This window comes from Burkholderia sp. AU33803, assembly GCF_002223095.1.
In the GTDB taxonomy this organism is placed as follows: domain Bacteria; phylum Pseudomonadota; class Gammaproteobacteria; order Burkholderiales; family Burkholderiaceae; genus Burkholderia.
In genome coordinates, this window is record NZ_NKFJ01000008.1 from 80,688 (window position 1) to 94,178 (window position 13,491).

Consider the following 13,491-nt stretch of genomic DNA (forward strand, 5'->3'; position numbering starts at 1 on the left):
GCGCAGCGTGTCAGTCCCACGCGTGCTTGCTGAACTGATAGCCCTTGCTGCGAATCGTCTTGATTCGCTTCGGTTCCGTCAGGTCGTCACGCAGCTTGCGGCGCAGCTTCGAAATGCGGCCGTCGATCGACCGGTCGAAGCCGTCGAACTCGATGCCGCGCAGCAGCAGCGTCAGGTCCTTTCGGCTGACCACCTCGCCGGCGCGGCAGACGAGCGCCCACAGCAGGTCGAACTCGGTCGACGTCAGGCGGGGTGCGCTACCGTCGGGAAGACGAACCTTGCGATCGGCCCGGTCGATCGAAAACTTGCCGAACTCGAAACGATGCGGCGATGCCGGCTCGACGTCGTCCGGGCGCATGCGCACCCGTCGCAGGTGGGCCTTGATCCGCGCGAGCAGGATGCGCGGCTCGACCGGCTTGCGGAGGAAGTCGTCCGCGCCGAATTCCAGGCCGAGCAATTCGTCGAACTGTTCGTCACGGGCCGTCATCATGATGACGATGCCGTCGTACTGCATGCGTGCCTCGCGACAAATTTCGAAGCCGTCCTTGCCCGGCAGGTTGATGTCGAGCAGCACCAGGTCGGGGTGACGCGCGACGATCGTGGCGACGGCGTCGGTGCCGTCGAACAGGCGGTCCACCTCGTACTGATGCGTGCGCAGATAGTCTGCGATCAGTGAGGACAATTGAACGTCGTCTTCGACGAGCAGGATTCGGATGGGCATCGCTAAACGAGGGGATGAAACGGGAAAGTGGCGAGCGTTCAAGCCCAGTCCGACCATGGGGGGGCTGAAGAGACGCGCATGATACGTCCGAACAATCCGGTGGAATGTGGCGAAATCTGCATCGCTCGGCCGCCCGGTCCGCACGCGCATCACCCCGCCCATGCAGCCACGCAAAAGGGCGAAGGGGGGGAAGCGTGTCGTCGCGGAACGGGGCGATGGTTGGGCGATAAGGTCAGGCGCGGGATCCGGTTCATCACCGGCAAGGACCGCAGGCGCGGTGTCGTTCGCGCGAAAACGTTTGCGGAAAAATGGCGCATGGAAAGCGCCCCCGCGCGGGCCGCCAGCCGGTAAAGATTGCTCGACATATCATTACAAAATATTACGAAACGGGCAACGGACAGGTCCTTACAATCGTGGCGACTCGGTGGCGAGCATCACGCACGCCGGCTTCCGGCCGGCCGTCGAAGGGAATGCCAACGCGGTGGCGGTGACCGACAGCGTGCCATTGCTCGCCCGGTGCGTCCGTTCGGCACGGCACTGCCGGTGCTCGACGCGCGCGAATCGATGTCGACGTCACCCGCCTTTCCGGCGGCAAACGTCTGGCCGGAACGATGTTCTGACAGGAATGCGAAATGACACCGCTTCAAATCATCCGGAGCCTCGATTCACTCACGAACGCGATCGAAGTCGCGGTCGCCGACGCCGACTGGAGCGAGGCCGTCCGGGCCGCAGAAACACGTTCGGCGTTCTTGCTGGCGCTGTCACCCGATCAACCCGACGAGGTTCACGCGGCGATCGGGAGAATGCGGGAGATCGATATCCGGATCTCGATCACCGCACGGGAAACGCTGGAGGCACGCGTCGCGGCGGGCCGGGAGGCGTTGCACGACACCCGGCTGGCGCCCCGGCCGCCATCGCCCGAGGCGGATGTCATGGCCGCCCGATCCCATTCGTGGCGCTCATCCATTTCACGGCGCTTCGCGCCGTACACGCATTGACACGGACAGGTCCTCGAACGTGCCGGTCAGGTCTCAACATTTCGGTGGCGGTATGCGATTTCGAAAACGCGTCAGTTATGTCGATGCAACACAATGGTTTGCTGATGGCGACCATGATCGGGTGGAAACCCGTGAAGGCGGGCGTGCGATCGCCACACCGGAAGGCTGGCGTTCGGTGAAGTCGGGTGACTGGATCTTGCGCGATGATCGCGGCAACTGCTGGCCGATGGACCACGGGCTCTTTACGACCCTGTACGAACCGGTCGTGGAGTGAGCGGCGAGGGCGCGCCGGTGCCGTCCAGACGGCACGCCCACGTCACTCGTGCGCCGGCAGCCTAGCGGCGCGCGCGCGAAAACAGCAATGAGTCGGTGTCGTTGAACCGGATCGGCACCGGCTCACCATAACCCGCCTTTTCCGCCACGCGGATCGACGCGACGTTGGTCGGCGCGATCAGGCACACGCTGCGCTCGAACCGGTTCTGCCCGTCGAGCCATGCCAGTGCGGCCGAGAGCGCCTCGGTCGCGTAACCCTTGCCGTGCGCCCACGTCGCAAGGGCCCAGCCGGCTTCCGGCACGCCGCGAATCGACGGCTCGATGACCCGGTGGAAATCGGCGAAGCCGAGATCGCCGACATAGCGGCCCGACGCCTTCTCGCGAATCGCCCAGTACCCATAGCCGAGCAGCGGCCACAGCCCGCGATACGCGAGCATGCGCATCCACGAATCGCGCGGCGCGGACGGCTTGCCGTTGAAGATGTGTTCGACGACCTGCGGCTCGGCCCACATCGTGGCGAGCGCTTCGAAGTCGCCGAGCGGATGGCCTTCGAGGATGAGACGCGGCGTGTCGAGAACGGGCGGGGAGGAGACGGGCAGCATCGTGGCTTCCGGACAGGAGGAGCATGGGACGGTCAGGCCGTCGGCATGTCGATGCCGCGCTGGTTGGGTCCCGTTCACGCACCGGCAGGCAGATCGGCCGGCGATGTTCCTCGGCGAGCGACGACGTGCGATTGACGGCAGGCGACGGCGGCCCGCTGCGAGCGGGCATGGCCAATTCGGCAAGACAGGGAGCCGGAATGATAGCAAAACCCTGGCACGGACGGGCTGCGGTGCGGGCGGCCGGAGGTGATGCCGCCGCATCGACGACGCCGTACGGGAAGCGGGCGCCATTCCATCGTCTTTCCGCGCGATAACCGCGCTTTCATGCGGTGCGCCTCCCGTCCGATGTGCATCCGGCACTCGACATGATGCCCGGAGGGATCAAGCTGATTCGCGGCCGCCGGCGGTCTACTTCCGGTTCTTCAGGAAGGTCCGACCTTCGGCCGTGATCGACGCGCCCGAGCGGCCGTGTGCGGGATGGCTGACGAAGCCCGCGCTGACGAGTTCGCTCGCGATCGACCAGCCGAGCGCCGGCGCATCGCGCCCGTAGCGGACGTCGGCGAGACGCTCGAGCGCCCAGATGGCGGAGGCCGACAGGTTCGGGGTGTTGGGCGTGAAGTTGTCGCTCATCGCTTCCTCGTGAAAAGGGGATTCGGGGTGGGCGGGGTGCCGTGACATCGGGTGACGCGCCGCTCAGCTCGCCTGCAGCACGGGCAGCAGCGCCTGCAGCGCCGCCTCCTCGTCGGGGCCGGTGGCCAGCACCTGGGCGGACGTGCCGCCGTGCACCTGCAGCGCCGCGACGGCGGCGCTGTCCTTCGCGTCGCTGCTGATCCCGTTCGCGATCAGCAGGATGTCGCTTTCGAAGCCGCGCGCCGCGTCGACGGCTGCTGCTCGTGCGGCGTAGCCGCGGTTGCGGTTCCACGCGGGGCCGATTTCAACGTACACAACGGTTGCCACGATGTCGGAGAGCCTCTGGACGGAACGTCGGGATCGGTGTGCGGCGCCGGGCCGGCGGTGCGCCAGGCACGGGAGAAACGCGCTTTTCCGCATGACGCCGGTAAGCCGGCAGCGCCGCCGGGGCATGTGCATCCTGCATTCATGTGCCGGCATTCTCGGTGAAACTGGCGGCAAGTCCGGCGAACGGCGCGAAAACGCTGATTATAATACAGATACCAAGATATGTGTATTGCATTATAATGTCGTGTGCGCCGGAGGCGGCTCGCCGACCCGTCGGCGCGTGCCTTCAGGCGGGCCGGGCGACGCTGCCAGCGTGTCCGGCCTTTTTATCGACGACTCAACTCCCCCTGAATGGAAGCTGCAATGAACGCCGCCCCCGCCTGCCCGCAATGCGCGATGGAAAACACTTACCCGGACGGCACGCTGACCGTATGCGCGGACTGCGGCCATGAATGGTCGGCCGGCGCCGGCGCCGAAACGGGCGACGAACCGGCGGGCGACGTCGTCAAGGACGCCAACGGCAACGTGCTGTCGGATGGCGACTCGGTCGTGCTGATCAAGGATTTGCGCGTGAAGGGCTCGTCGATCACGCTTAAGATGGGTACCAAGGTCAAGAGCATCCGGCTCGTCGGCGGCGATCACGAGGTCGACTGCAAGACCGACATGGGTGGCTTCATGCTGAAGGCCTGCTACCTGAAGAAAGTCTGAGCGCGCGCGCTCCCATCGACCGTCAGCAATCGACAGCCCGTTCATGGCCGAGGATCGAATTTCCTACGACGCGTTCGTCAGGTTCCTGGCGACGCCGCTGAACGACGGCCGGCCGTTCGTGCTGGAGACGCAGCACGCGCTTTCACTGCACTTCGACCATTTCGGCACGCAGAGCTTCATGTCGCTCCGGGATCCGGGCCGGCTCGAGCTCGGCTATACGCGCGTGATGATGGGCTTTCTGCTGCTACAGCCCGAGCCCGCGCACATCTGCATGCTCGGGCTCGGAGGCGGTTCGCTGGCGAAGTACTGCTACCGGCACCTGCCCGGCGCGACGATCGACGCGGTCGAGATCAACCCGGACGTGATCGCGCTGCGTGACGTTTTCAGGATTCCCGCTGATGACGGCCGGTTCACGGTGGTGTGCGCCGACGGCGCGGATCATCTGGCAAGGGCGGATGTCCGGACGGACGTGATCCTGCACGACGCGTTCGTCGCCGACGGCATGCGGGGCCGCTGTACGGGCGCCGCGTTCCTCGCCGCCTGTCACGCGCGCCTGAGCGAAAACGGCGTGCTGGCAATCAACTTCATGGACGACGATCCCGCGCTGCCCGAGCATCTCGAGCAGTTGCGCGCCGTATTCGGCGCGTCGTACACGCTGGCGCCGTGCGGCGACGACAACAACTTCATCGCGTTCGCATGGAAGGGGGGCAGCCGGCTGCCGTCGCTGCGGATCCTGCTCGAACGCGCCCTTGCGTGTGCGCGGGCCGGCGAACTCAAGCTGGCGGCCACGGCGAGGCGGATGAAGGCCGGGGAGAGCGTCGACCCGCAGCGGCTGGTAATGCGTGCGCAGCCGCACGGGCGATGGGAGATCGGCGCGTAGCCTGCAGGCAGGCGCGGCCTGTCCGGCCGGCCGTTACTTCACGCGCTTGCCGAGCGCGCTCTTGGTCTTGTACGTCACGCCGTGGCGGTCGAGATACTCGCGGATCAGTTGCCGCACGACTTGCGACGGCGTGAGATCCTGCTCCGCGCAGAGCATCTCGAAGGCTTCCTTTTTCGCGGGGTCGATCAGGACGGTCAGGCGGGCGGTTTTCGTTTCCATTGCGAGGCGAGGGTGGTCGGTATGTTAATCAAATTATAATCGATCCGCCTTCGGCGCCGCCGCCGAAAGCGCGCTCCCGGTGCGCTCAGCGCCTGCTCCGGAGCAATACGAGCAGGTCGTCGATCACCGGCACGATCGCGAGCGTGACGAGCACCGCGGCAAGCGGCACGGTCGACACGTAGCCGACATGCTTGAAGCCGATCGCGCCGGCCAGGCCGCCGATGAAGAACGACGCGAGCATCGTCGCGTGAATCCGCAGTTTCGAGCGGTTGGCGATGACCGCATGCGCGTCGACGTCGACCGCCGACCGGTTCCAGTAGAACAGCTTCCCGAGCTCGATGCCGAGGTCGGTCACGATGCCGGTCATGTGCGTCGTGCGGATCTCCGCGCCCGACAGTTTCGTGATCGTCGCATTCTGCAGCCCCATGATGAAGCACAGCAGCGTCACGGTCACCGGTACGAAGAAGGTTTCCCACAGCGCGAGGTGGCTGCCGAGCAGCCCGAACAGGAGCAGCAGCGCGGCCTCGACCAGCAGCGGCAGCATGTACTGGCTGTGCAGGCCGCGACGGCGGCCCCAGTTGACGAGGATCGCCGAGCAACTGGCGCCGATCAGGAACGACCCCAGCGAGCTGATGCCGGCCAGCGCGAGCCGCACGTCGCCGAGCGCCGCCTGGTCGGCGATCGCCGACACGATGCCGCTCATGTGCGACGTGTATTGCTTGACCGCGAGGAAGCCGCCGGCATTGGCCGCGCCGGCGACGAACGCCAGCGAGAACCCGAGCTGACGGTTCGCGGTCGCGCTGCGGTGTTTTCCCGTCAGGTTTCGAAAGTACTGCGCTGGCATAGGGGCTCAGGGGCTTCGCTCAATCGCCGCGGGTCGCGGGCATGGACATGACGACCGGCACCGGACGGCAGGGCGGGCACGCCGCCTGCGCACCGGTGCCGGGTCTCTCGAATCATGTGACGAACATGATAATGCCATTATCATACTCTGTTAGTCGAATAGGGCTTTCAGTACAATGTCGTCCGGCGCGGCCTGACTGCGGCCCGATTGCGGTTTCGCTACCGTATGGGCGCGCCGCGCGCATTCGCGATCACTTCTGCCCACCGTTTCATGACCCCGATCAAGTTCATTCTTCGCTATACGGCGATCCCGTTCACGGCCATCGTGGCTGTGGTGATCTGGACTGTCATACCATCGTCGAAAGAGATCGATGCGAGACAATATGCGGCGCTGTCGCGCGCGTACGCGAGTTTCCCGCTGCCGTTCCGGCGCGAGATCTCGGAGACGATGGACCACGGCCGGATCAACGACCGGCGCTACCAGGCGCTCGTGCGCGATTCGCTGGGCAACGGCGTCGCGCTGGACTGGCCGGCGTCGGGCGTCGGCGCGCTCGCCGACGAGCGGCACAAACTGGCCGAACTGATTCAGGCCGATTCCGATCTTCAAGGGCATCACCAATGAAAACTCTGCTGGTTTCCGTGGCATTCGCGATGATCATCGCGAGCCTGATCTTCGCGCTGTATTTCATGAATCACGATCGCGGCAAGTCCAAGCGGATGGCATGGTCGCTGGCAGCGCGCGTCGGGCTGTCGGTCACGCTGTTCCTGTCGCTGCTGATCGCTTACAAGCTGGGCTGGATCGAGCCGACCGGGTTGCCGATCGGGCGCTGAAACGCGAACGCCCCGTTGCATGCGGGGCGTTTGCGCAAATGCGAGTTCCGATCTTCAATGGCGCTATTGTGATAAGAAAACTTATCGTGACCACGGGGATGCGTGACCCAAAATCAGGGTTCGCACGACGCGCGACAGAAGCTGCCCACGCGGCAACGGCAGCGCAGGGGAGTCGATACGGGGCTTCGCGAGACCACGGCCAGTGACAACGTGCATTCGCGACGCGCAGCCGCATGAACTCACGAGGCCTTCGCACCTTCCGGCCAACATTGAACGCCGAAGTGACAACCTTGCTTCGCAAACCGCGACAATTTCATTCTGGTCAACGCTACCCGGCACTCGGCACCGCGCGCGCAACAGTCGTGATGCGCGGCAGCCCGGTGGACAAACCCGCCGCGCTCGCACGCCTGGCTCGGCGTGCTACTCTCGCGAACGGCACCGGCCAGGACAGTTCAGTGGTGCGCGACCCGTCAACATGCTGGATTCACGCATATGTACTCGATCTTGCCTGCGTTCGTATCCGCGTTGTTTCTCGGGTTTGGCCTCTACGTGCTGGCGACCAAGGGGCTCACGCGGGTCTCCGTCCCGTTCGTCCTGATGTGCGCGACGACCTTCGTCTGGCAGGGAACGTGGGCCTTCCTGTTCCAGACGACCGACGCGGACGTCGCCAACGTGTTGGTCAAGGCCGGCTATCTGTTCATCCTGTTTCTGCCGACGACCTTCTATCATTTCGTGACGGAAGTCGTATCGCGTCGGGACGAGCGGCCGTTCATATTCGCGTCCTACGGACTCTGCGTCCTGCTGGCCGTGCTGCTGGTCACCAGCAATGCGGTCGTCGATGGATTCCGCCCGCATTTCTTTGGCCCGTATCCCAAGGCGGGCCCGCTGCATCCGTTGCACGTCGCGCAGACGGTACTCCTGGTCTGCCGCAGCGGTTGGCTCCTGATCGAGGCGAGACGTCAGGGGCGGGCGCGAGACGTCCGGCAGTTGCTCACGCAATGCCTCGTCAGCCTGGGCCTCTACTCGCTCGCGGCGACCGACTATGCGGTGAACTACGGCGTCGACTTCTATCCGGTCGGGGTGCTGTTTATCGCGATCAGTCTCGGGATACTCGCGACGTCGATCGTCCGCTACGGGCTGATGGGCCCCTATCTGCTGGCCGCGACGGTCGCGCACGAAGTGGCCACGCCGCTCGCGGCGATCGGCCTGCACGCGGACGAGCTGCGCTCGGTCCTGCCGGTGCTGGTGCGCGGCTATCGGCTGGCGGTGGAGCACCGGTTGTGCGCCGACGGTTTGTATCCCGGGCAACTGGAGCGGCTACCGACGCTCGCGTCGTCGATCCGGCGCCAGGTCGACACCACCAGCACGGTGGTCGAGATGTCGCTGGCGTCCTTTACGCTGGACCGACTCGATCGCCACAGCTTCGCGGCCTATCCGATACGGGCCTGTGTCGACGCCGCCGTGGATCGCTTTCCGTTCCGTCCGGGTGAGCGGGACCGCGTATCGGTCGACGCGATCGATACGGACATCCGGTTTTTCGGCTCCGACTCGCTCGTGATCTTCGTCATCTTCAATCTGCTGAAAAACGCGCTGTACGCGATCCACGCAAACGGCCGTGGGCAGATCGAGATCGACGCGCATCGCAGCAACGGTTATTGCGTCGTGCGTTTCAGCGATACGGGGCCGGGCATCGCCCCCGATGTGCTCCCTCAAATCTTCGACGCCTTTTTCTCGACCAAGTCGCACGGCCGCGGCGCCGGCATGGGCCTGAGCTTTTGCCGCCGCGCGTGTGAAGCGCTCGGTGGCACGATCACGTGCGAATCCGTCCCCGGCGTGCGGACCACGTTCACGATTCGGCTGCCGGAGCCCGGCGCGCCGGCGGACCCGACATTGAACGGTCCGCCGGCGCTCCCCCCGCGCTATCGCGTCGGGTAGGGCGGTCTCACATTCAGTTCGCGCTGGACGGCAGGATCAGCTCATACGCCTTGACCCGCTCGATGATGCCCGGCGGAAACCGGCGGATCCGCTTGTCCGAACCGGCAAACACGATCTGCTGATACCCCAGCGACACCTGCCGCCCGTCCACGTAGAAGCGGAACAGCAGATAGGCCGAGCATTGCCGAACCTCGAACGTATTGAGAAAGCAATCGACGCGCTGGAACGGAAACGTCTCGTGGACGTATTCCTGATGCGCACGCTTCGTCACGAATGCGCCGCCGGCCCCCATCAGGTTGTCGTGGATGCATTCGTGAAACCAGCGCTCACGGCACACGCCCTGCCATTCGAAATAGCGTGCGAAATAGGTATTCATGAAGGCATTGGAATCCTTGAGGTAAATGTCCATCACATGGTGGAAGGTTTTCTCGGAAAGATGGGCCGTTTCGTTGGAAAGGACGTGAAGAATCGCGTCTCGCGTCAACATGAATAACTCCTTGAATCGCTACTGGCGGTAGCGGCGCATTCCTTCAACGAGAAGGAATGGCCCGATTCTCCCCGTGCAATTCTGCCGAGCGGCGCGCTCGTAATATGACGAATGAGCGGATGACGAGCAGTTGATGTGCGTCCTACTTTCGCCGGATAATTGCCGCAATAATCATTCGCGGCAAATCGCCCCCGATACCGCCTCTTTTTCTGCTGATTTATCGAGACTCTTATGCAACCCTTCGTCAGGCAGCCGGTGCTTTACCCCGTGTCCGTGGTATTTGTCGACGACAATCCGGATTTCCTGCAGGCGCTGCGGGGCGCATTTCCGGACGAACGCCTGAACCACTTTTTTACGCACCCGCGGGCGGCGCTCGACTTCGTGTCGTCGCGTGACGCGGAGATGCCCCCCACGGCTGCGGACTATTTCGGCGCGGAGAAAACCGGCGGGAATGCGATCGGCGAGGATGCGCTTGCCGATCCTGCCCGATTCGAGACGGTGGGCGCGGTGGTCGTCGACTATTCGATGCCGGAGGTCGACGGCATCCAGTTCCTGACCTCCATCCGCAACGCGAACTGCACGAAAATCCTGCTCACCGGCATCGCCGACGAGCGCGCGGCGGTGGCCGCGTTCAACGCGGGACTGATCGATTGCTATCTGAAGAAAACCGACGTCGAGATGGCCCGCAAGCTGGCAACCGCGCTGGACGACGCGAAACGCAAGTGCTGCGCGGCCCGCGGGCACATCAGCCTGCATGAAGCGGGGGCGACCTACCGGGATCCACGCATCGTCCAACTGATCGATGAGTTGGCCGCGCGGGAAGGCATCGTCGAATACTACTGGCGCCCCAATCAGGACGCGGTGCTGATGTTCGATGCCGCCGGCGCGCCCAGTGTATTTCTCGCCTGGAGCGAAGAGGACTGGGCGTTCCACTGCGATATCGTGTCCGACGCGGGCGGACCGGCCGAATTGCGCCAGGACATGGAAGCGCGCCGCATCATGCCGCTATTCTGGCCGTTTCAGGCCTATCGGCCGGGCCTCGCGGACATTCGCTGCACGGCCCCGCTTCCGGTTCCGGGATGGCACGGCACGTTTTATAGCTGGCTCCGGCTGGATGATCCGGTCACCGAGCGCGAACTGCCTACATTGGCAAAATGGCGTCACGCGTAAAGGATCATTCGCTGATTTCCAGATGGGCGGTGCTGTCGTCGGCTCGGTAGCCACTCGAATTGGAACAATCCCTGTCAATGTTGTCAGTTATCAGCGGCGCGGGATTTTGTTTCAATAGCAGCTTGTTCCGAGGGCCGCCCAATATTCCAATAGACGGCACATCCGTTCAGTGCAGACCGTTGACCAACGGTCTGCACACGCTTCCAATATCGATCGGTTCTCGATCTGATTTTGTCATCACGCTTCACAAAAGCTGAAGCGGCAAACGATCCCGAAAATTTCCGATTGGCTCGTTAAAGCTCGTTTTCACGGCGCATCGATTTAGAGCGTTCGCCGCATTGCGTCCGCCGGGCGCGTCATGTATTCAAATGGACGCCCTCAGACACCCACCGCCATTAATACGTGCCGAAATGCGGCAATCGAACTGAAATCGAAATCTGCCGGGAATCGACCCCAGAAGCCTGCGCTTCCTGAACTGGGCCTTCGCGGTTGACGACCAGCGCGTGTACTACCGGACCAACACGAACCTGGCCGTGTGCGAAGGCATCGACCGCGCGAGCGTGGAAGCCGTTCCGCCGCTACGCATCCGCGACAAGAGCGGGCTGATCGACATCCGGTATCCGGAAGGCGCCGTGCATGTACCGGCCCCGTCGACAGAATCGTGACGGCCGCTGCGACCGGCCGTTTCCGCACGAGAGACCGCCGCCCGCTGCAACGCCGTATGCGGGAGCAGCGATCTTTATCAGCGCAGCAGATAAACGTATCGGAATCGCTTCGTTGACGCGGTCCGGCACGCACTCGTAGATTCGCGTTTTGACCGAATCAGGGGGCCGTGCCGTGACGACTACCGCCATCCGCGACGACGCATCGCTTTCCGACGGGCATCCGCCCGCGTCGCGGCCGCGCGTTGCGGCGCAGCATTTCGACATCGTGCCGTTCGATGCGCCGCTCGGTGCCGAAGTGGTCGGCCTCGACCTGTCGCAACCGCTCGACGCCGGCGACTTCGCGCGCATTCATCGCGCGCATCTCGACCATCACGTGCTGGTGTTTCGCGACCAGCGCATCACGCCGGACGAGCACATCGCGTTCAGCCGCCGCTTCGGCCCGCTGCAGATCCACGTGCTGCACCAGTTCGCGCTCGCCGGCCACCCGGAGGTGCTGATCGTGTCGAACGTCGTCGAGAACGGCAAGCCGATCGGGCTCGGCGATGCGGGCCATTTCTGGCACTCCGACCTGTCGTACAAGGAGAAGCCGAGCCTCGGCTCGCTCCTGCACGCGCAGGAACTGCCGGCCGAAGGCGGCGACACGCTGTTCGCGAACATGCATCTCGCGTGGGACACGCTGCCGGCCCATCTGCGCCGCGCGGTGGAAGGGCGGCGCGCCGAGCATACGTATCTCGCGCGCTATGCGGAGCTGCAGGCGCGCAGCCCGTGGCGGCCGAACCTGTCGCCCGAGCAGATCGCGCAGGTTGCCGCGGTCGTGCATCCGGTCGTGCGCACGCATCCGGAAACGGGCCGCAAGGCGCTGTTCGTCAGCGAGCATTTCACGACGCGCATCGTCGGGCTGCCCGACGACGAAAGCCGCGCGCTGCTCGACGAGTTGTTCGCCCACAGCGTGCGTGCCGAGCATGTGTACCGGCACCAGTGGCGCGAGCACGATCTCGTGTTCTGGGACAACCGTTCGCTGATGCATCTCGCCGCCGGCACGCCCGACCATCTGCGCCGCAAGCTGTACCGCACGACGATCGAAGGCGACGCGCCTTTCTGAGCCGCGTTCCGCCGCGTCAATCATCCGCCCCATCCTGACTGGAGTTCCGATGCCGTTTTCGTTTTTGCCGGCGCGCCGCGCGCTGGCGGCCGCACTGACCGCAGCGCTCGCGTTCGCCGGCGCACTCGCCCCGCAAGCCGCACACGCGGAAGGCCGCATCCGCATCGCCGAGCAGTTCGGCGTCGTCTACCTGATGCTGAACGTCGCGCGCGACCAGCAGTTGATCGAAAAGGAAGGGCGCAAGGCCGGCCTCGACATCAAGGTCGACTGGGTCCGGCTGTCGGGCGGCGCGGCCGTGAACGACGCGCTGCTGTCCGGCGCGGTCGACATCGCGGGCGCGGGCGTCGGGCCGCTGCTGACCGTGTGGGACCGCACGCGCGGCCGGCAGAACGTGAAGGGCGTCGCGTCGCTCGGCAATTTCCCGTACTACCTCGTCAGCAGCAACCCGAACGTGAAGACGATCGCCGACCTGAGCACGAAGGACCGCATCGCGGTGCCGGCGGTCGGTGTGTCGGTGCAGTCGCGCGTGCTGCAATACGCGGCCGCGAAGCAGTGGGGCGACAAGCAGTTCGACAAGCTCGACGCGCTCACGCAGGCGATTCCGCATCCGGACGCAACGGCGGCCATTCTGGCGAACAGCAGCGTGATTACCGGCCACTTCGGCAATCCGCCGTTTCAGGAGCAGGAACTCGCCGGTAACCCGAATGCGCACATCGTGCTGAATTCCTATGACGTGCTCGGCGGCCCGAGCTCCGCGACGGTGCTGTATGCCACCGAGAAATTCCGCGACGACAACCCGAAGACCTATCGCGCATTCGTTGCCGCGCTGGCCGAAGCCGCGCGCCAGATCGCGGCCGATCCCGAGCGCGCGGCCGATACCTATATCCGCGTGAACGCATCGAAGATCGATCGCGCGCTGCTGCTGAAGATCCTGCGCAATCCGCAAGTGCAGTTCAAGACCGCGCCGCAGAACACGCTCGCGCTCGCGCAGTTCATGCACCGCACCGGTGCGATCCGCAACGAACCGAAGTCGTGGCGCGACTATTTCTTCGACGATCCGGCGACGGCCGGCGGCAGTTGAGCGGAGCCGCTTCGACGCC

Annotated in this window: 18 protein-coding genes; 11 read left to right on the forward strand and 7 right to left on the reverse strand. The window is 64.7% G+C overall.

The genetic code is table 11. The annotated features are described in order from the left end of the window. Window positions 1-10: 10 nt before the first annotated feature. Entirely contained in the window at window positions 11-721 is a 711-nt protein-coding gene (locus CFB41_RS31885) for a response regulator (RefSeq protein ID WP_089459335.1), read from the reverse strand. A gap of 632 nt (window positions 722-1,353) precedes the next feature. Here CFB41_RS31885 and CFB41_RS31890 point away from each other — a divergent pair. Both CFB41_RS31890 and CFB41_RS31895 read left to right on the forward strand, forming a co-directional pair. Then, window positions 1,354-1,719, forward strand: a complete 366-nt coding sequence (locus CFB41_RS31890; protein WP_256941321.1) for a hypothetical protein — start codon at window positions 1,354-1,356, stop codon at window positions 1,717-1,719. 52 nt (window positions 1,720-1,771) lie between these two features. Next, entirely contained in the window at window positions 1,772-1,993 is a 222-nt protein-coding gene (locus tag CFB41_RS31895; RefSeq protein ID WP_089459336.1) for a hypothetical protein, read from the forward strand. Window positions 1,994-2,054: 61 nt separating this feature from the next. Here CFB41_RS31895 and CFB41_RS31900 read toward each other — a convergent pair whose 3' ends face one another. From CFB41_RS31900 to CFB41_RS31910, 3 genes are all read right to left on the reverse strand, one after another. Further along, complete coding sequence (locus tag CFB41_RS31900) at window positions 2,055-2,594, reverse strand: GNAT family N-acetyltransferase (protein WP_089459337.1); 540 nt, start codon at window positions 2,592-2,594, stop codon at window positions 2,055-2,057. Window positions 2,595-3,002: 408 nt separating this feature from the next. Next, complete coding sequence (locus CFB41_RS31905; protein WP_089444187.1) at window positions 3,003-3,224, reverse strand: hypothetical protein; 222 nt, start codon at window positions 3,222-3,224, stop codon at window positions 3,003-3,005. Window positions 3,225-3,287: 63 nt separating this feature from the next. Next, window positions 3,288-3,551, reverse strand: a complete 264-nt coding sequence (locus tag CFB41_RS31910; RefSeq protein ID WP_179250258.1) for an HPr family phosphocarrier protein — start codon at window positions 3,549-3,551, stop codon at window positions 3,288-3,290. A 363-nt stretch (window positions 3,552-3,914) separates the two neighbouring features. Between CFB41_RS31910 and CFB41_RS31915 the strand changes: the two genes are divergently transcribed. Further along, window positions 3,915-4,259: a zinc ribbon domain-containing protein YjdM gene (locus CFB41_RS31915; protein WP_021158207.1), complete on the forward strand. Its 345-nt coding sequence runs from the start codon at window positions 3,915-3,917 to the stop codon at window positions 4,257-4,259. Window positions 4,260-4,302: 43 nt separating this feature from the next. Beyond that, window positions 4,303-5,139, forward strand: coding sequence for a spermidine synthase (locus CFB41_RS31920; RefSeq protein WP_089444188.1), 837 nt, complete (start codon window positions 4,303-4,305; stop codon window positions 5,137-5,139). Between the two features lie 33 nt (window positions 5,140-5,172). Here the strand turns inward: CFB41_RS31920 and CFB41_RS31925 are convergent, their stop codons facing one another. Further along, window positions 5,173-5,358 (reverse strand): ribbon-helix-helix protein, CopG family, encoded by a 186-nt coding sequence (locus tag CFB41_RS31925; protein WP_021158209.1) that lies wholly within the window; start codon window positions 5,356-5,358, stop codon window positions 5,173-5,175. A gap of 85 nt (window positions 5,359-5,443) precedes the next feature. Beyond that, window positions 5,444-6,202, reverse strand: coding sequence for a YoaK family protein (locus CFB41_RS31930; protein ID WP_089444189.1), 759 nt, complete (start codon window positions 6,200-6,202; stop codon window positions 5,444-5,446). 270 nt (window positions 6,203-6,472) lie between these two features. Between CFB41_RS31930 and CFB41_RS31935 the strand changes: the two genes are divergently transcribed. From CFB41_RS31935 to CFB41_RS31945, 3 genes are all read left to right on the forward strand, one after another. Further along, window positions 6,473-6,823, forward strand: a complete 351-nt coding sequence (locus tag CFB41_RS31935) for a hypothetical protein (protein WP_089444220.1) — start codon at window positions 6,473-6,475, stop codon at window positions 6,821-6,823. Continuing rightward, window positions 6,820-7,032 carry a twin transmembrane helix small protein gene (locus tag CFB41_RS31940; RefSeq protein WP_006489184.1) on the forward strand — a complete coding sequence of 71 codons (213 nt, stop codon included), beginning with the start codon at window positions 6,820-6,822 and terminating at the stop codon, window positions 7,030-7,032. Before CFB41_RS31935 ends, CFB41_RS31940 begins: the two co-directional genes overlap by 4 nt. A gap of 492 nt (window positions 7,033-7,524) precedes the next feature. Then, the gene (locus CFB41_RS31945) at window positions 7,525-8,967 is read left to right on the forward strand and encodes a sensor histidine kinase (RefSeq protein WP_089459339.1); all 1,443 of its coding nucleotides are present in this window, start codon (window positions 7,525-7,527) and stop codon (window positions 8,965-8,967) included. 13 nt (window positions 8,968-8,980) lie between these two features. On the opposite strand, the gene CFB41_RS31950 is transcribed toward CFB41_RS31945, so the two are convergent. Continuing rightward, on the reverse strand, window positions 8,981-9,454 hold the full coding sequence (locus tag CFB41_RS31950; RefSeq protein ID WP_089459340.1) for a thioesterase family protein: 474 nt from the start codon (window positions 9,452-9,454) through the stop codon (window positions 8,981-8,983). Window positions 9,455-9,685: 231 nt separating this feature from the next. Between CFB41_RS31950 and CFB41_RS31955 the strand changes: the two genes are divergently transcribed. The 4 genes from CFB41_RS31955 to CFB41_RS31965 all read left to right on the forward strand — a co-directional run bounded on the left by CFB41_RS31955 (window position 9,686) and on the right by CFB41_RS31965 (window position 13,472). Then, entirely contained in the window at window positions 9,686-10,624 is a 939-nt protein-coding gene (locus tag CFB41_RS31955; RefSeq protein WP_089459341.1) for a response regulator, read from the forward strand. A 503-nt stretch (window positions 10,625-11,127) separates the two neighbouring features. After that, the gene (locus CFB41_RS38375) at window positions 11,128-11,289 is read left to right on the forward strand and encodes a hypothetical protein (protein ID WP_179250260.1); all 162 of its coding nucleotides are present in this window, start codon (window positions 11,128-11,130) and stop codon (window positions 11,287-11,289) included. Window positions 11,290-11,461: 172 nt separating this feature from the next. Beyond that, on the forward strand, window positions 11,462-12,391 hold the full coding sequence (locus tag CFB41_RS31960; protein ID WP_089459342.1) for a TauD/TfdA family dioxygenase: 930 nt from the start codon (window positions 11,462-11,464) through the stop codon (window positions 12,389-12,391). Between the two features lie 49 nt (window positions 12,392-12,440). Next, window positions 12,441-13,472 (forward strand): ABC transporter substrate-binding protein, encoded by a 1,032-nt coding sequence (locus tag CFB41_RS31965; RefSeq protein WP_089459343.1) that lies wholly within the window; start codon window positions 12,441-12,443, stop codon window positions 13,470-13,472. The last annotated feature ends 19 nt before the right edge of the window (window positions 13,473-13,491 follow it).